This window comes from Bacillus mexicanus, assembly GCF_050445615.1.
In the GTDB taxonomy this organism is placed as follows: domain Bacteria; phylum Bacillota; class Bacilli; order Bacillales; family Bacillaceae; genus Bacillus; species Bacillus mexicanus.
Genome location: NZ_JBCEYV010000001.1, coordinates 745,255 through 762,590, shown reverse-complemented (window position 1 = coordinate 762,590; position 17,336 = coordinate 745,255). Strand labels below are relative to the sequence as shown.

Genomic DNA, 17,336 nt, shown 5'->3' with positions numbered 1-17,336 from the left:
CCTTAGTTTTTGCGAGTCAAGCTATCAGATACAATACGTTTCTGTTCTTTTTTATGGACCGTTGGATCTCCTTCCGCAGGGCTGGATCGTCTTCTTCGTCCAATATATTGAACGCTTACTCCCTGTGGTGCAATTTCTGTCAAATACGGGCTGATATAACTCCAGGCCCCCATGTTTTGCGGCTCTTCCTGCACCCATACGATTTCTTTCAGGTTCGGAAGTTTTGCAAATAATTCTTTGACTCCTTTTGCCGGGAATGGATACAACTGTTCAATTCTCGCAATGTGAAGCCACTCTTTACCGTCTTCTAACTTATTAAAATAGTCGCTGATGTCTATAGATACTTTACCGCTGGATAGTACAAGTCTGGTTACTTTTTCATAGTCATGAGAAAGACCCGACTGTTCGTACACAGGCTGGAAGCGGCTTTCGCTGAGCTCCTGCACTTCGGAGACCGTATTCGGATTACGAAGAAGGCTCTTCGGCGTCATAATGATGAGCGGCCTAATTTCTTCACGAAGCAGCATTTTAGCCTGTCTTCTTAAAATATGGAAATATTGCGCGGCGCTTGTCACGTTGGCAACTGTCCAGTTGTTCTCAGCGGCAAGCTGCAGAAAACGCTCGATTCTTGCGCTTGAGTGCTCAGGCCCCTGCCCCTCATATCCGTGCGGAAGCAGCATCACTAATCCGGATTTTTGCCCCCATTTGGCGCGTCCGGCTGAAATGAATTGGTCAAAGTACACTTGGGCGGCGTTAGCAAAATCTCCGAACTGCGCTTCCCACAAGACAAGTGTTTCCGGTGAATGCACGTTATAGCCGTACTCAAACCCGAGAACCGATCCTTCAGACAGCGGGCTGTTATGAACCGCAAAAGATGTGTCACACTCAGATAAGTGATGAAGCGCCACAAATTCTTCGCCTGTCTCACTGTCATGAAGCACAAGGTTTCTGTGAGCGAACGTTCCGCGTTCAGAATCCTGCCCTGTTAAACGAATCGGTGTTCCGTCTTTCAAAATAGAAGCGAACGCAAGGGATTCTGCCAAAGACCATTCCACTTTTCTGTCATCATCAAACGCCTTGGCGCGTCTTTCTAAAATGCGCTTTAGTTTTCCGAAAACATGAAATGACTCGGGCCAATTAATCAATTCGCCGTTCAATTTGCGAAGCACATCAAAATCAATGGATGTGTCTACATCTGGGAAACCGTTTGAAACAGGCTCCGGAAGTTCTATTTCACTGGCGATATGTTCCTTTTTAGCAGGCACTTTTTGATAAGCACTTTCAATGCGCTTCGTTACCGTTGTTTCGATGTTTTGGACAACTTCCTCGGTAATGATGCCATCATTTACGAGCTTTTCGGCAAAAATTTGTTTGGCAGTCGGATGCTTTCTGACAGCATCATACAGCATCGGCTGAGTGGTGGACGGCTCATCCATTTCGTTATGTCCGTAACGTCTGTACCCGATCAAGTCAATCAAAAAGTCTTTGTTGAATGTTTTTCGGTATTCAACTGCAAACTTAACAGCTGAGAGACATGCTTCAGGATCATCCGCATTCACGTGAACAATCGGAATTTCATAGCCTTTTGCCAGATCACTGGCATATTTTGTCGATCTTGATTCAGCGCTTTCTGTTGTGAACCCGATCATGTTATTGGCGATAATGTGAATCGCACCGCCTACTTGATACCCTATTAAAGAGCTTAAATTCAATGTTTCAGCAACAATTCCTTCCCCGGGGAATGCAGCGTCTCCATGAATTAAAATGGCAAGTGATTTCGTTTCATCCTGCACCGGGTATCCGCTTTGTGTTCTTGTTTCCTGTGCCGCTCTCGTGCTGCCTTCAACAATCGGATTGATAAATTCCAAGTGGCTCGGATTGTTTGCCAACGTAATGCGCGCTGATTTTGTCTCAGCGTCTTGAAGCTCCCGATTCGCCCCTAGATGATATTTAACATCCCCTGTCCATCCGTAGCTGATTCCGATTGAACCTTCAGATGGGACAAGATCTTTGTTCGGTGCATGCTGAAATTCAGAAAAAATGATTTCATACGGTTTGCCGAGCACGTGTGCCAAGACATTCAGGCGCCCCCTATGCGCCATTCCGATGTTGACACTTGTTGTGCCTGATTTGACAGATTGTGCAATAATATCATCGAGCACTGGGACAAGAGCGTCCAATCCTTCAATGGAAAAGCGCTTCTGTCCGACGAATGTGCGGTGTAAAAACTGCTCGAACCCCTCTACTTCTGTCAGTCTTTCTAAAACAGCCGACAGCTTTTCGGCAGTGTTCTTCTGGAACAGCTCACCGGATTCAATCATCTTTGTCAGCCACTCACGCTCTTTGAAATCATGCACATGATCAAATTCAAACGAGATCGTTCTTTTATACGTATTCCGTAAATACTGAATGGCTTCTAAACCGTTCGTAATGTTTTTAGGAGCGTCTTTGCAAATCACTGACGCAGGTATTGCTTTTATTTCTTCTTCTGTTAGCCCGTAATCGGATAATGGAAAGAGTTCGCTCTTTTTCCCGTCCTTTCTGAGCGGATTGACGGAAGCGTTTAAATGGCCATAGGTTCGGATATCCTCTGCAAGTTTGACTGCGGATGCGATCTTTTGAACCAGATCGGCTGTAACATGTCCCTTTTCTTTTGTTCCCGAGACCTCTTTTATATCGCTTGGCGGAGCACCTAGCTCATCGAATATTTCCTTCAGATCCGGATCAATGCTGGTCGGATCCTGAGTATACTGATCGTAAAGCTCCAGCGCATAGCCGAGGTTCGGACCGTAAAAATTTTCCCAATTCATTCGTTGTTTCATACTATTTTGAAACATTTGAATATTACCCCCAACTTAGATAATCAAGTGAATGATTCACTATCTTAAAATAACTTTCGAACGCTGTGCCCAAAATTATGTAATAAAAACGCTTCCAATGGTATTTTACCACTGTTTACAATTTGATTCTACCTTGATTGTTCACAAAACAGTAAAAAATCTTTATAAAAAACAAAAAATTTAATCATTTGAAAAAAGGAACAGCAAAAAGCACAGGATAAAGGGTTACCCTATGCTTTTATGGAGCAGTTTTTTGAGCAGCGGATACAGAACATCCGGGAGCTGATCAACATCTGGAACAAATATACTGAATTTTCCGTACATGTCCTGAATGGTCTTCATTTGCGATTCTTCTATTTCTGAGTTGGAGAGAAAAACATTTATTACTTCTATTCCTCTCTTACGAGCTTCAATAACCGCTTCACTTGTATCGATTATTCCGTTTTGTTCATAGCCAAACGCCGCCGGCTCGCCATCCGAGAAGACGATTAAAAACTTTTGTGATTCGCTGCGCTGCAGCATTTTTTTCGTCATCTGCCGGATTGCATAGCCATCACGATTATCTTCCTCAGGCTCAAGCTGCAAAATCGCCGGTCCCGATTCCTGTCTTAATGATGATTTGAAAGGAATAACTGTATTAAAATAGTTAGGCTGGCTTGTTTCCGTCGCATCGTTTGTATCCTCCCAAAAGCCGACAATCTGATGCGGGACCGCTACCGATTTCAGCGCTTCGTGAAAAAGTACGATTCCCCGCTTTGTTTCGTCCATTTTGTCAAACATGCTGGCTGAACAGTCGACCAGCAAAGTGAAAACCGCGTCAATTTCGGAAGACGGCTCCTGCTTTTTGTAGAACAGCCGCGGATTCCGCTCAGTGAAATAACGGAGCAGTTTATTGTTCAGCCGCCCGGCATGCAAATCTGTTCTTGGCGATGTTTTTTTATGCTCCAGCGTTTTTTGAATCATTTGTTTTAAACGCTTTTGATATGATTCAATCGTTTTTGCCTGCTTTTTATACGTAAGTTCTTCTTCACTTGCTGCCGGCTGCGGTTCTTTGTAAATCGGAAAGGCGTATTTATTTTCTTTTCCGTCCGCCATACCCGCCCCGTTTGGCTGATCTTTCTGGGACTCCAGCGTTTCCAGCTTGGAATAATCTTTCCGTTTTGTTTGCCTGGCTGATCCTTGGACAGAGCCAAGGGCTTGATCACCATCGTCTCCTTCTCTTGAAGCGTCTTTTCCTATGTCTGATTTCGCGCCGTGTTCGATATCAAATTGAAGGAAGCTTTTAGCTGGTGCTTCTGTTTCCCTGTGCCACGTCGGCATTTCTTCCTCATGAATATCTTCATTACCATCTGACTTTTTCGGAAGTGTGATATCATCACTCAGTTTCGGCGCTTTTTTCTCTTCTTCAAATAACGGATTTTCTGCTGCTTTTGCGTAATCAAGCTCAGGCAAAAAGAAGTACGTGTTCAGCATATCTTTATCGAGTATCTCTTCAAGTCCGTCCATGAGATCTTCAACCAAACTCAGAACCTGGGAAGTCGAATTTGCTTCATACACGCGCAGGAGCTGCTGCTCTATAAATGGGCGCATCAGATTGATGTCCTCACGCATAGACGGAAGAGATTCAAGCGGTGACTCGGTCGTAAGCTTCATATAGATCGCGCAAAAGAGTGCATCCGTAAAAATGCTTCGTTCCAAATTTAAAGTCAGCTGGGTGGAGAAGTGCTTTCTGTACATGTTTTTTCTTTTGGCAAAGACTTGTTTCGTACCAGGGCGTTCGCGTTTGATGCATTCTTCAATTCTGATGTCCTCTAGCAGCATAAACAGCTGCTTGGCAAAGCTTTTGAACTTAAGACTTCGATGAATATCATCCAAAAAGTTCGCAAACTCATGCAGTGAACTGTATCTCGTTCCTACCGAACGCAGGTAGACGTCGCTTTTCAGGCCCGCTTCCATATCCTCAGCTGCCCTGTCTTTCCAAAAGTGGCTCATATAGATTTTTTTTTCAAACGGGTTGTAATAGGACTGAACGCCATACTCCACTTCTACCGCTTCACTCTTGGTAAGTGTTTTGGCTAAATCAGTCAGCATCATAAATAGAAACGAATCAATTGTGCTGTCGTTAAATTTAATAAATTTCATCGCAGCTCCCTCATTCAAACAGAGTTTCTGCGATATTTCGGACTGCTGCCTTTTCTCGATCATCATCAAGCTTCTCTACAATCCCCCGCTCAATGGCACGACGCGGCGGAATATAAGCGGCTAAATCACATGTATCAATTAACGCTCTGATGGATGCCGCTTCTTCAGACACCTGGCCGTTATTGGCTTGAACGATCAAATCAGAGGAAAGCATGATAAACCGGTCAATCATTGTCTCGTCTTGCAGGGAGGACTGAGACATAAGCACTTGTTTCAGCAGTTCACCTTTGATATATGGCACATCAATGATGACAAAACGGTTTTTCAATGCTTCATTCAGCGGAACGGTTCCCACATAGCCTTCATTGATGGCCGCAATAACTCCAAATCCGCCTTTAGCTCGAATGACCTCTCCTGTAAACGGATTCGTCATCATTTTTCTGTAATCTAATACACCATTTAAAATGGGCAGTGTTTCTGGTTTTGCCATATTGATTTCATCTATATAAAGAAAATGGCCTTCTTTCATGGCTTTAGTGACTGGTCCTGGCACAAATTCAATTGTTGCCTGGCCTGATTGATTTTCAATCGTTTTATAGCCGACCAGTGCTTCAGCGTCCAAGTCAACCGAACAGTTGACACTGTGCATCGGTTTATGAAAATAGTTGGACAATGTTTCTGCAAGCTTCGTTTTTCCTGAGCCCGTAGGCCCTTTCAGCAGAACGTTTTTTCCCATGGCTAGTGCGATAATGGCGTCGAATAAAATCGCCTCATCATCCGCCTCATAGCCTGACGCCCCGATGAGCGACTGAAACTCTGGAGAAATCGGCTGGTCTTTATATGATAAAAGCTTTTGTTGTATCTCTTCCGGCAATGTTAAGTGCTGTAATCGAGTTGTCATAGACAGGTCCCTTTCCTATTCGTATTCCATTAACGAGTATACTAAAAAAGCCCCTGTATGCTCAATACAAAAGGGCTTGGATGACCATTACTGCTTCTCACTATTGCCGGAAAGAGCTCCGCAGACGATTCGCGCCCCTGAATTGCCGCTTGGGTTTGTCAAATAATCGTCTTCATGTTCATGAATAATAAACGCACTCCCATCCTCATCAAGGATATTTCGTTTACTTCCTTTTTCCATTGAGGTATCCGGCGCATTCATAATGACATCCACCTTTCCATCAGCACCGACTTCAAGGTTGGGCAGATCTCCGGCATGATGACCCATCGGATTATTGAAACCGTGTTCTTTATTCAGCGGATTAAAGGGGCCTCCCGCTGATTCAAAATCCGGCCTGACACATGATCCTTTCTCATAAATATGAAAGCCGAGAGAAGCGCCGGGGCGCAGGCTGTTTGCAGAAATGTGAATATCGAGGCCTTCATCATCCGATTCTTTAATCTCTATAAAACCGACTGCTTTGCCTTCACGATTGAACAGCTGAACGTGATGGTCAAACGCTGATGTTTCAACAGCCTTTTTTTTTGGTATCCGCTTAGGAGGGTCCGAAGGGTTTTGCCCGCATCCCGCAACGCTCAGTGCAGCCGCTATCATCAACAGCAAGAGACGGTACATACTGTCTCCTCCTTGTTTTTTCTAACAGTGTGGTCAATCATTTTCGGAAATAAACAAAAAAAGCCTATAAAAAGGCTTTTTGTCACACTCATATTTAAAAGTAACTTTTTGCACCCAAGTAACGCTCTTTCCAATACGAATTGCTGAGATTGGAAATATCGACGCCCGATGAGCTTGCATGAATAAAGTTCCCGCCGCCTAGATAAATCCCCATGTGCGATGGACCGGATTTATATGTGGTAAAGAAGACAAAGTCTCCGACTGAAGGCTGGCTGACTTCTTGCATGATATTCCAATAGCCCGCCGTACTCAGTCTCGATGCCGATGATACATGATTAATGAGGTAATAAATAAAGCCGCTGCAATCAAAACCTGCTGGCGTGTTTCCTCCCCAGCGATATGGCACCCCGACATATTTTTTTGCTTCCGCTATCATTCTGTCAATCTTCGAGCCTATTTGGACATTTGATCCTGAGTTGTCTTTTGGCTTTGTTAGATTTGAATGGTTAGGTTTTGTTGTTTCTGAACCTGAAATGGTTAGAACTTGTCCGATATGCAGGACATCAGACGATAGCTTGTTTATATCGCGGATGCTTTGCACAGTGATTCCAAGCTGATTCGCGATTTTCCACAGCGAATCGCCAGCTTTTACTTTGTATGTAGTTGTTTTTGAAGAATTGATGTTTGACGGGTTTTTTGAACCGATATTTTCACTGTTTTTGCCCTTAGATGGATTGTTCCCTTTTATTTTCAGTACCTGTTTAGGGTAAAGCGTATCTGATGTTAACCCATTTAAGGTCTTCAATTCAGCTACAGTCATATGTAAACTGTTTGCAATTTTCCATAGCGAATCACCAAGCTTAACCGTGTATGTACTTTTCGGAGAGCCTGAAGAAATGGACTCGCTGTTTTTCTTCGATTTGCTTGAGCCACTTGAATTGGTTGTCCCTTTTATCTTAAGCTTTTGCCCTGCGCGAATGAGGTCACTGGATAAGCTGTTTAAGCTTTTAAGTTCCGAAACACTCATTTTATGATTTTTCGCAATCATCCAAAGTGAATCACCATATGCAACTGTGTATGTTGAGGTTTCACTTGAGCTTGAGCTTGTTGAGGATGGCGTGTTTTTTTTGCTGCTCTCAGGAACCTTAAGACTTTGTCCGGCATAAAGCACCGTTGATTTCAATTTGTTTTCAGATTTCAGCGCTGTTATTGTCGTATCATATTGCCGGGAAAGTTTCCAAAGAGAGTCACCGCTTTTTATTTTTATCGTTTTTGCTTCCGCGGGTGCCGCGGCCATCGATGACCCAACTACTGCGGACATAGCCAAGCCGGCTACAATTTTCTTTTTCATTCATTTAACCTCCTAAACTATTTGCAATATAAAAATTATGAAAAATAACATACTTCCATTTTATCGTCACTTTTTCACCAAGTTACACACTTTCCAAACATGTAGCAGCAATTTCAGCATTGTTCGACTTTTACCTTTCAAATACTTAACATTGTATATAAACTGCATCTATTTTTCGAAAGTCTAAGGAACTATTTAAACGGGAGCAAAATAATTTTTAATGATAAACGAAGCAAAAATTCCTCCTTTCTTGTTTGTTTTTCTAATCAATTCTCTATCAGTACGTTAAATCCCTTCCTCGGTTTTCAGATGTAACAGCTAAAAAACCTGTTCTTTTGATAAGAACAGGCATCTATATTATGCATCTGCTGATTGTGTTTTGTGTTTCACAACTTCAAGAATGCTGTCAGCAGCTTTTTTAGAGCCGCCCGCTGCTTTCAGGGATTGTCCGATGTCTTCCGCCTTTTCAGTATACACAGGATTGTTCAACACTTCTTGAATTGTTTCCTTTAGAAGACTCTCAGATAATTGTTCTTTTTTCAGCACTTTTCCTGCGCCGATTTTTTCCACTTGGCGTCCTACGACAAATTGGTCAGCTCCAATCGGAATAACAACGAGCGGGGTTTCAAAATACAGGCCTTCACTTGTGCTGTTCATTCCTCCATGGGTCACAAATAAACGGGCTCTTTTCAGGATCTCAAGCTGAGGAACATATGGGCGTACAATGAAATTCTCTGGAATATCATTCAGCTCATCTGTTTTAATATGTTTTCCAATGGAAAGCACAACCTTACCGTCAAAATCTTTACACACCTCGAGACATTGATTAAAAAACCGCTTTTGATTGTTAAAAATAGTTCCCATCGAAATAAACAGCACATTTTTATTGTCTATTTGATCAAATGGAAAGTCATTGTTTTCGACTCTTTCTGCAATGGAAGGGCCGACAAAAACATACCGATCGCCAAATTGCTCAGCCATTGGCTGAAATTCTCTTGAGGTGAAGACGATCGTCAAGTCCCCATCTGAAGAAAAGACGTCAAAAGGCTTCTTGATCTCTGTTTGAAAATCAGCATGTAACGTTTCTGTAAGCTGCTGGTAAGATTTATAATGAGGCGAATCTTCAATCGATCCTTTCACGTAATCGCCCATCATTTCCTTGAGGAATTTCTCATTCATGGCAAAGGTTGTACACAATGAGAACCGCGGGAGCTTCAGCAGATTGGCAATCATTTTTCCAGCCAGAAGATGGTGATCATATATGACATAATCATACGATTCATGTTTGACTTCATCATAAATATGAGCCGCGATATCTTGACAGCCTTTCAAAAAGACGCAGATCATTTCAGTGAAATCTCTTTCTTCATCTCCGGTTGCGTTTTTTCCGAAGTAATCTCCCCGGAAATCATCATACTCGCGAAACTCGACACCAAGAGCGGCAATTTTTTCTTTGTATTCCTTCACTGCGTAGTAAGTAATCTGTTCCCCGCGTGATTTTAGCTCCTTCATTACACCGATAGACGGATTAATATGCCCTTCACCAGGGAAACCGATCATTAATACATTAGCCATGCGGCAGCACCCTTTCTTTTAAAATGTACGTAATATTTTAAAAGGTACTACAAATACAAAATAAGGTAAAGAGTTTCACTTTATTAATATTTATTCAATATAACTTTTTTACTAGTTTATATTTTCTTTTCTTGGAAGACAAAAACATTCAACTGAACGTGAAGGCTTAAAAAAACGCTACATTTAGTCAATCTGTCTCATGATAGGTTTATTCATTATGTCCTTTTATTTATTTTTACGTTCTCGGCGAAATCACCGGATATAATACGCCGTCTTTTGCAAATGACATCTTTCCTGTCTCCTCCGACACAACGAGCACAAGTGCATCTGTATATCCCGACATACCGAGAGCTGCGCGATGCCGGGTTCCCAAATGGACATCCACTTCCTTTGTAGTCAGCGGGAGGACATTCGCTGCCGAGACGAGTTTATTTTCCTTCACCAATAACGCGCCGTCATGAAGAGGATTTCCGGGAAAAAAGATACTCTCAATTAATGAAGCGCTGATCTCCGCATGGAGAAATGTCCCTTTTTGAATAAAATGTTCAACCGGTTCCGATCTTTCAATCACAATTAAAGCGCCATGCTTATGTTCTGATAGAGCTTTAATCGCCTTGGCCAGCTCGATAAATGCGGGCGTAAATTGCTCAATGTATGATTGCAAATAAAAGGAGGATGCGATGCCCTGCATCTCCTGAAAAAGGCGCCCCAATTCATCTAATTCACAAAGAAGGCACTGGTCTTTTTCATGAAGTGTTTTCAAAATCAGCGATGAATCATCTAGTATTTGCTCTAAACACAGTTGGATTTTTTCCTTAAATGCATGTTCTGTTATCTGTACGTATCGCATAGATCTTCAACTCCTTTTCAAATGTCCAACTTTTCACGCATGCTAATCTTATTGATGCACATTCTATAGGTAAAGGAGGAATGTAAAGAATGGAAATCGAAAGAATCATCCAGTATGTTTGCACCTTTTTAGGCGTAATATCACTTGCTTTTATTTATGCCCAAATGTTTAGAAAAACGAAGCCCACAAAAAAAGAATAGACCTGGCGCTCATTGCTTTTTATACATAAAATGTTATAATTTCTCTCGTTATGAAAAAGAAACGGAGATCAATGTATGAAAGAAACTCGAAATGCCCGGCAAAAGATTACACAGCTTTTGCATATTTTCATTCCGATATTCATTACTCAGGCGGGGCTTTCTCTTATGACATTTTTAGATACGGTGATGTCAGGGAAAGTCAGTCCCGCTGATTTAGCCGGTGTGGCCATAGGCTCAAGCCTTTGGACTCCCGTTTATACAGGACTTGCAGGTATTTTAATGGCAGTCACACCCATTGTCGCTCAGTTATTAGGCGCTGAAAATAAACGGCAAATACCCTTTACTGTCTTGCAGTCTGTATACGTGGCCGCGCTTCTTAGCATCGCCGTTTTAGCGATTGGATATGCTACAGTAGACCTTATTCTTGGACGATTGCACCTTGAGACACACGTACATCAGATTGCCAAACACTTTTTAGGCTTTTTATCACTAGGTATTTTCCCTTTATTTGTCTACACCGTCTTGAGATCATTCATTGACTCATTAGGGAAAACGAAAGTTACCATGATGATTACACTTAGTTCTCTTCCGATCAATTTTGTATTGAATTACGTATTCATCTTCGGGAAATTCGGGATGCCGGCTCTTGGAGGTGTCGGCGCCGGTATAGCGTCCGCGCTCACATATTGGTGTATCTGCATCATCAGTTGTTTCATCATTCATAAATCCGCTCCGTTTGCCGAATACGGGATTTTTCTTACAATGTATAAGTTCTCTTGGAGCGCGTGTAAAAACATGCTGAAAATCGGGCTTCCTATTGGATTCGCCGTATTTTTTGAAACGAGCATTTTCGCAGCTGTCACGCTTCTGATGAGCCATTTTAATACAATAACTATCGCCTCTCACCAGGCAGCCATGAACTTTGCTTCACTTTTATATATGCTGCCGCTCAGCGTGTCCATGGCTTTAACAATTGTAGTCGGTTTTGAAGCAGGTGCAGCCCGTTTTAAGGATGCACGCTCATATAGCGTGATCGGCATCGTAATGGCGATTGGCTTTTCTTTGTTAACTGCAGCCTGTATCCTTTTATTTAGAGAGCAAATTGCCGGCATGTACACTTCTGATCCCGATGTGCTCCGGCTGACACAGCACTTTTTAATTTATGCGCTGTTTTTTCAGCTTTCTGATGCTGTCGCCGCGCCGATCCAAGGAACGCTCAGAGGGTACAAAGATGTGAATTATACGCTTGCAGCCGCATTTGTCTCTTATTGGATCATTGGCCTTCCCGTCGGTTATGCGGTCGGTACGTTCACGAATCTTGGCGCCTTTGGCTATTGGATCGGGTTAATTGCAGGTCTCGCCGCCGGGGCAGTCGGGCTGTTTTTCAGGCTGGCTAAACTGCAAAAACGTTATTCGCAAAAACTATACATCTAAAAGAGGTGAACAATCATGGCAAAAAACAAGAAATTATTCGAATATCTATCTCAGCATGCAGAAACGATCAGCTCAACATGGTACGAAACAATCGAAGAGACTGACCCAAATTCCATTTATGCATCAACAGATCCTACTATCATTCAAAATTTAAAGAGCCAAAATCTTGCCTTCAATTATAAAATAAATCGCATTTTTATAGACGATGAGGAGGTATACCTGCCTATCCTGCAAAATTGGGCCATTGAAGTGACACAGGATCAAGAGCATTTAAAAACTCCGATCCACTATATTATCCGGGAGTTTGTCAGGGTAAGAGATTTATACGTTTCCTATGTAAAGGAATTTGTCCATCTCCATCAGGATACTGTAAAAGGCGAAGAAGCCGAGGACCTGTATCACTCTCTCATTAAAGCATTCGATCTAGTGATTCATATCTTTATAGAAGAAGTGTATAAAAACACGAGCCTTCAGCTTAAAGCGCAAAAAGATATGATTACTGAATTAAGCGCACCAGTGATTGTGCTGTTTCACAGCGTCGGACTGCTGCCTTTAATCGGAGATATTGATACAGTGCGCGCCAAACTGATTATGGAAAACACCTTGCATCAATGTGCGAAAAAAAAGGTGACACAGCTGTATATTGATTTATCAGGAGTAGCTATTATTGATACAATGGTTGCCCACCAGCTGTTCAGCCTGATTGAAGCATTGCGTTTAATCGGTGTTTCATCCACGTTGTCGGGAATCCGCCCGGAAATCGCGCAAACCGCTGTTCAGCTAGGTTTGTCTTTTGAAGATATTTCCTTGCGATCTACCCTCGCTTCAGCGATTGCTTCTGACTTAAAATTAAAAAAGGTATAAGGCTTAAGGCCTTATACCTTTTTGATTAATCATTCCATTGATACGTCCAATATATTTCTTCTTCAAACCATGTTGCCATAACAGGTTCATTGTTTTTCAACTTTTCTTCAAGCTCTCTGAGCATGCCTTCTGTTTGTGTGCGGTGAGCTTTCAACGCATTCATTTTAATATCAGCTACTTCTTTGATATCAAGTACGACATCAGCTTCGCCAAGAACTTCTTCTCTATTGCGTGTAATGGCCATACAGATTGTACGCGGACGGTCTTCTTTCTTTTTGCGGTACAATGCACGGATAACCGCTTCCCCGCATGCATCATGATCAGGATGTACACCGTGTTCAGGATAAAATGTGACAATTAAACTTGGTTTTACATCATCTATGATCTCTTCCATGATATCAGCTAAATATTCATCGTCTTCAAATTCAAGCGTTTTGTCACGGAGTCCAAGCATACGAAGGTCATTGATATCCATCTCTTTGCATGCATTGATGAGCTCTTGTTTTCTTAGAAGCGGCAATGTTTCCCGATTCGCAAAAAATGGATCGCCCATATTTCTGCCCATTTCACCTAAAGTGGCGCAGGCATACGTAACCGGAATGTCTTTTTTTCTGTTTAAGGCAATGAGGCCTGCCACTCCGTATGATTCATCATCAGGGTGAGGCAGGATTACAAGTACGTGTTCGTTCATTATTTTTCACCCTTTTCTTTAAACTGTGAACGGTTTTTCACTGATTTGCAGAGAAATAGCCAGTTTACCGCCCGGCAGGTGTCCCGCCATTAATAAACGGTTATCTTCATCAATTGTATATTCAGTTAAGCCTTCAGCATAAATCCAGCCTTCTTCTGTTTTTAAGCCGACACGGTAAGGTCCGCTGCCTTTGATTTTTGCCTGATGGTAGGTAACTTTTGCATTGCGGATATAAGCAACAACTGTCATGTTTTTCTCGTTTAAGTGCGCTGAATAAGAACCGGTTGTGGTTTCTAAATGGATATACACAGGACGGTCCGCATATCGCTCTAAAGATGCTTGCACATCTTCTTTTATGATTGCTTTCATAATTGCTCCCCTCTTTCTTCTTTTACATGCTCTGCACGTTCTGTATGTAATTTGACCAGTTGATATTTTGCAGCTGGTTCGAGCTGTGAATTCACAATGCGCTGGATTGCGGCAACGTATTTTTCCAGCAGCGGTTTTCGGAGTCTCGGATGTGTTCGTTTATCCAAGAGCTCAAGATCAATCGCCTCTGCTAGCGCTTCGGCGTCATCACTTGCGAGAGATCGGTTATTCCAAAGTGAAGCGTAGGCTTTCACTATCTCTTTATCATTGTCCATCGTCGTGCTCCTTTATGTCTTACATACATGAAATGATTATACATAATATACGCATCAGCTGAAAAGCCAAAGGCCTCAATGGCTTTTTGACGCCCGTTTCCACTTTACCTGTGCAAACGTAAACAAGATGAGCGCAGCCCATATACAACTGAATGTAAAAGCCTTTGAGCTTGAAAATGGTTCATGGTAAACAAACAGCCCAATCAGTAAGGTAATGGTCGGTGCAATGTATTGTAAAATACCGACTTGATACAGCGGCAGCCGTTTTGCTCCTTCTGCAAACAATAATAGCGGCAAAGCCGTAAATACACCAGCAAAAAAGAGAAGCAGCCACATCCCTCCGCTTTCTGCAGCCGTTTGCTGAACATGGCCGCTCATCAGCAAATATCCCAAAGCAAATGGCATAATCAAAAGCGTTTCCAGTGTTAAACCGATGGCGCTCGGCAGATTTGTTCTTTTTTTACTTAACCCATAAAGACCAAAGCTGAATGCGAGCAGAAGCGCGACATAAGGAATAGATCCATATTGGAACGCAGAGATGATGACGCCCGCCGCCGCAATCGAAACTGCCACCAGTTGCAGGCGATTCAGTTTTTCCCTTAAAAATAAAATGCCAAGGAGCACTGATACAAGCGGATTTATATAATAGCCAAGGCTAGCCTCAAGCAAAAAGCCATGATTGACAGCCCATATGTATACAAACCAGTTAATCGAAATCAGGATAGACGCAAGAAATAAAGAAAGGATGCCCCCGTTCTTTTTCAAAGAGCGCAGTTCCTGCCACCCTCTCTTTCCTTGCCGCAAGAAAAAAAGCACGATACACATAAAAACAAAAGACCATACCATACGGTGAGCCAAAATATCAAGAGCCGGCAGCTGTTCGAGAAGCCTCCAATAGAGCGGAAACAACCCCCACATAATAAAGGAAACAGCTGTGTAAACAACGCCTTTTTTTGTTTCTGAATTTCGCATGTAAATTCCCGCCTTTCTTTAGAGCATCTTATATTATATCACGTGAAAGATCAGGCGGGCATATACTATTTTGTCCATGAAGAAAGGGTGTGACGACGATGTTTGAGTGGAACAAATACTTTCCTTTCCACAACCAATTTTCTAAAGATGCTTTAAAAAAAGCGGATCCAAAAGAAGTGGAGACCTATGTAAATCGTGTGATGGAAAGTGTATTCGGCAGTGACTATGCAGCTCAATTTCCTTTCCGTGATCCACTCCCAAAAAAAGAACAGCACGATAAACCTGAACCTAAACCCGATGTTGATATATTCGAAACAGCAGACCATGTGTTTATAAAGGTGCCGATCAATGAAGATCAGCTGGAACAGATGAGAATCAAACATACATCTCACGAATTATGGTTAGACGATTTTCCGCATACAGGTCAGCAAAAAAAAATTCCCCTCCCATGTTTAGTCAAACGCAAAGGAACAAAAGCTGTCTATAAGGATGACCTTCTGGAAGTTATGTTTCAAAAGCAGCAGGATTACAATATGTCCGAGGTAGAAATCATCCGATAAAAAACGGCCTGCGCTATGCAGGCCGTTTTTATTAATAGAAGCCGGGATATCCGCCGTATGGCACGCCGGCACCAAAACCGTACGCTCCGCCTCCGTATCCATAAGGGCCAGGCGGGTAGGCATAGGGGCGAGGAGCATTAAACAGAGCACTCCCGAGAAAACCGCCTAATAAGCCGCCGACTAAAGGAGCCCCAAACAAGAAAGGATTGCGCGCCGGATATCCGACTGGATCTGGGTGCTCACGATAATATAAATGATGAGGGTACATGATTTTTCCTCCTTTTGTCTGCCTATTCGTAACGTATTCAACAATGGAGAAAAACGATTGGGCTAATGTAAGGTAAACGGGGATCTGACTGTACATTGCATGGCGAGATACATGCTCATGCCAAGTGAAACGTTACGATCTTTTTTACAGATTGCCCTATACCTACTTATAAATCGTAAAAATCATTTCAGAAATATAAAAAGCCATGTAAGGCATCAATCCCTTACATGGCTTTATTATTGAAACAAGGCTCAGTACCTGGCGCCTCTTTCCTTATTTCTCTTCTTCGCACACTGAATCACCAGGCTCACAAAATTGATCAGCCCACACCTGCATCTCTTGGAATACAGCTTGAAGCGCTGTTCCTTTATTCGTCAGCGTGTAGATCACTTTGACCGGCGTTTCAGGGAGAACCTGACGTTCGACAATCTCGTTTTGTTCAAGCTCCTTAAGGCGCTCTGCCAGCATTTTTTGGCTGATCATCGGTATTGTTTCTGTTATCTCTTTAAACCGTTTCGGCCCATCCATAAGCACATGGATGATCAGACCGTTCCATCGTTTTCCCAGCAGCGAGAAAGCCGATTCCATTTTAGGACACATTGTATATCCCACAAGTCTTCATCCCTTCATCTATCGATTGACATGTATTCAATGAACCTTTACAATAATCTTCAAGTTACATTTAGTAAGCTTCTAACTTTTCTATTATCATACCACGTTTATCCGAAGGAGGAAACATTATGACGAATACTCTGGATGTTTTGCAGGCACGTGCATCTGTGAAGGAATATGATACAAATGCCTCGATCTCTAAAGAAGAGCTGACTGAGTTATTAGATCTTGCTGCTAAAGCGCCTTCAGCTTGGAACCTTCAACATTGGCATTTTACAGTATTCCACAGTGATGAATCAAAAGCGGCGCTTCTTCCTGTAGCGTATAATCAAAAACAAATTATTGAGTCTTCTGCTGTTGTTGCTATTTTAGGTGATTTAAAAGCAAATGACAAAGGTGAAGAAGTTTACGCTGAATTAGCAAGCCAAGGTTATATTACAGATGACATTAAACAAACATTGCTCGGCCAAATTAACGGTGCTTACCAAAGCGGAGAATTCGCGCGTGATTCCGCATTCTTAAATGCTTCTTTAGCCGCTATGCAGCTTATGATTGCCGCAAAAGCCAAAGGTTATGACACTTGCGCAATCGGCGGATTTAACAAAGAACAATTCCAGAAACAATTTGATATCAGTGAGCGCTTTGTTCCGGTTATGCTTATCTCAATCGGAAAAGCAGTAAAACCCGCTCACCAAAGCAACCGTTTGCCGCTTTCAAAAGTGTCAACTTGGCTGTAAAGATATGAAAAACCTTAGTC

The 17,336-nt window shown here is 42.4% G+C and carries 16 protein-coding genes and 1 pseudogene; 4 read left to right on the top strand and 13 right to left on the bottom strand.

Annotation, left to right across the window (positions count from 1 at the left end; all coding sequences use genetic code 11):
• Positions 1–2: 2 nt before the first annotated feature.
• From sucA to cdaS, 7 genes and pseudogenes are all read right to left on the bottom strand, one after another.
• A complete protein-coding gene (gene sucA, locus AAGG74_RS04255) occupies positions 3–2,837 on the bottom strand; it encodes a 2-oxoglutarate dehydrogenase E1 component (RefSeq protein WP_429674619.1) in 2,835 nt (944 codons plus the stop codon).
• Between the two features lie 228 nt (positions 2,838–3,065).
• Positions 3,066–4,982 carry a vWA domain-containing protein gene (locus AAGG74_RS04250; RefSeq protein WP_429674618.1) on the bottom strand — a complete coding sequence of 639 codons (1,917 nt, stop codon included), beginning with the start codon at positions 4,980–4,982 and terminating at the stop codon, positions 3,066–3,068.
• Between the two features lie 10 nt (positions 4,983–4,992).
• Positions 4,993–5,906: pseudogene (locus AAGG74_RS04245) on the bottom strand (AAA family ATPase); the annotation flags it as partial.
• 64 nt (positions 5,907–5,970) lie between these two features.
• Positions 5,971–6,558, bottom strand: a complete 588-nt coding sequence (locus AAGG74_RS04240; RefSeq protein WP_162102738.1) for a superoxide dismutase family protein — start codon at positions 6,556–6,558, stop codon at positions 5,971–5,973.
• Positions 6,559–6,652: 94 nt separating this feature from the next.
• Entirely contained in the window at positions 6,653–7,909 is a 1,257-nt protein-coding gene (locus tag AAGG74_RS04235) for a C40 family peptidase (protein ID WP_429674617.1), read from the bottom strand.
• 357 nt (positions 7,910–8,266) lie between these two features.
• Positions 8,267–9,484, bottom strand: a complete 1,218-nt coding sequence (locus tag AAGG74_RS04230) for a macrolide family glycosyltransferase (RefSeq protein ID WP_429674616.1) — start codon at positions 9,482–9,484, stop codon at positions 8,267–8,269.
• A gap of 235 nt (positions 9,485–9,719) precedes the next feature.
• Entirely contained in the window at positions 9,720–10,334 is a 615-nt protein-coding gene (gene cdaS, locus AAGG74_RS04225; RefSeq protein WP_429674615.1) for a sporulation-specific diadenylate cyclase CdaS, read from the bottom strand.
• A gap of 275 nt (positions 10,335–10,609) precedes the next feature.
• Here cdaS and AAGG74_RS04220 point away from each other — a divergent pair, with 275 nt between their 5' ends.
• Both AAGG74_RS04220 and rsbRC read left to right on the top strand, forming a co-directional pair.
• A complete protein-coding gene (locus AAGG74_RS04220) occupies positions 10,610–11,968 on the top strand; it encodes an MATE family efflux transporter (protein ID WP_429674614.1) in 1,359 nt (452 codons plus the stop codon).
• A 15-nt stretch (positions 11,969–11,983) separates the two neighbouring features.
• Positions 11,984–12,832, top strand: coding sequence for an RsbT co-antagonist RsbRC (gene rsbRC / locus AAGG74_RS04215; RefSeq protein ID WP_429674613.1), 849 nt, complete (start codon positions 11,984–11,986; stop codon positions 12,830–12,832).
• A 25-nt stretch (positions 12,833–12,857) separates the two neighbouring features.
• Here rsbRC and bshB2 read toward each other — a convergent pair whose 3' ends face one another.
• The 4 genes from bshB2 to rarD form a co-directional block, all read right to left on the bottom strand.
• Positions 12,858–13,523 (bottom strand): bacillithiol biosynthesis deacetylase BshB2, encoded by a 666-nt coding sequence (gene bshB2 / locus AAGG74_RS04210; RefSeq protein WP_162102732.1) that lies wholly within the window; start codon positions 13,521–13,523, stop codon positions 12,858–12,860.
• An 18-nt stretch (positions 13,524–13,541) separates the two neighbouring features.
• Positions 13,542–13,892: a YojF family protein gene (locus tag AAGG74_RS04205; protein WP_014114096.1), complete on the bottom strand. Its 351-nt coding sequence runs from the start codon at positions 13,890–13,892 to the stop codon at positions 13,542–13,544.
• A complete protein-coding gene (locus AAGG74_RS04200; protein WP_162102731.1) occupies positions 13,889–14,167 on the bottom strand; it encodes a hypothetical protein in 279 nt (92 codons plus the stop codon). The genes AAGG74_RS04205 and AAGG74_RS04200 overlap by 4 nt, the downstream gene beginning before the upstream one ends.
• Before the next feature lie 75 nt (positions 14,168–14,242).
• Positions 14,243–15,139: an EamA family transporter RarD gene (rarD, locus tag AAGG74_RS04195; protein WP_429674612.1), complete on the bottom strand. Its 897-nt coding sequence runs from the start codon at positions 15,137–15,139 to the stop codon at positions 14,243–14,245.
• 98 nt (positions 15,140–15,237) lie between these two features.
• Between rarD and AAGG74_RS04190 the strand changes: the two genes are divergently transcribed.
• Positions 15,238–15,699 (top strand): spore gernimation protein GerT, encoded by a 462-nt coding sequence (locus tag AAGG74_RS04190; RefSeq protein WP_429674611.1) that lies wholly within the window; start codon positions 15,238–15,240, stop codon positions 15,697–15,699.
• A 31-nt stretch (positions 15,700–15,730) separates the two neighbouring features.
• Here AAGG74_RS04190 and AAGG74_RS04185 read toward each other — a convergent pair whose 3' ends face one another.
• On the bottom strand, positions 15,731–15,967 hold the full coding sequence (locus AAGG74_RS04185; RefSeq protein WP_162102728.1) for a hypothetical protein: 237 nt from the start codon (positions 15,965–15,967) through the stop codon (positions 15,731–15,733).
• 273 nt (positions 15,968–16,240) lie between these two features.
• A complete protein-coding gene (yodB, locus tag AAGG74_RS04180; protein WP_162102727.1) occupies positions 16,241–16,579 on the bottom strand; it encodes a transcriptional regulator YodB in 339 nt (112 codons plus the stop codon).
• A gap of 128 nt (positions 16,580–16,707) precedes the next feature.
• Here yodB and AAGG74_RS04175 point away from each other — a divergent pair, with 128 nt between their 5' ends.
• Positions 16,708–17,316: a nitroreductase family protein gene (locus AAGG74_RS04175; protein ID WP_429674610.1), complete on the top strand. Its 609-nt coding sequence runs from the start codon at positions 16,708–16,710 to the stop codon at positions 17,314–17,316.
• Positions 17,317–17,336 lie beyond the last annotated feature (20 nt).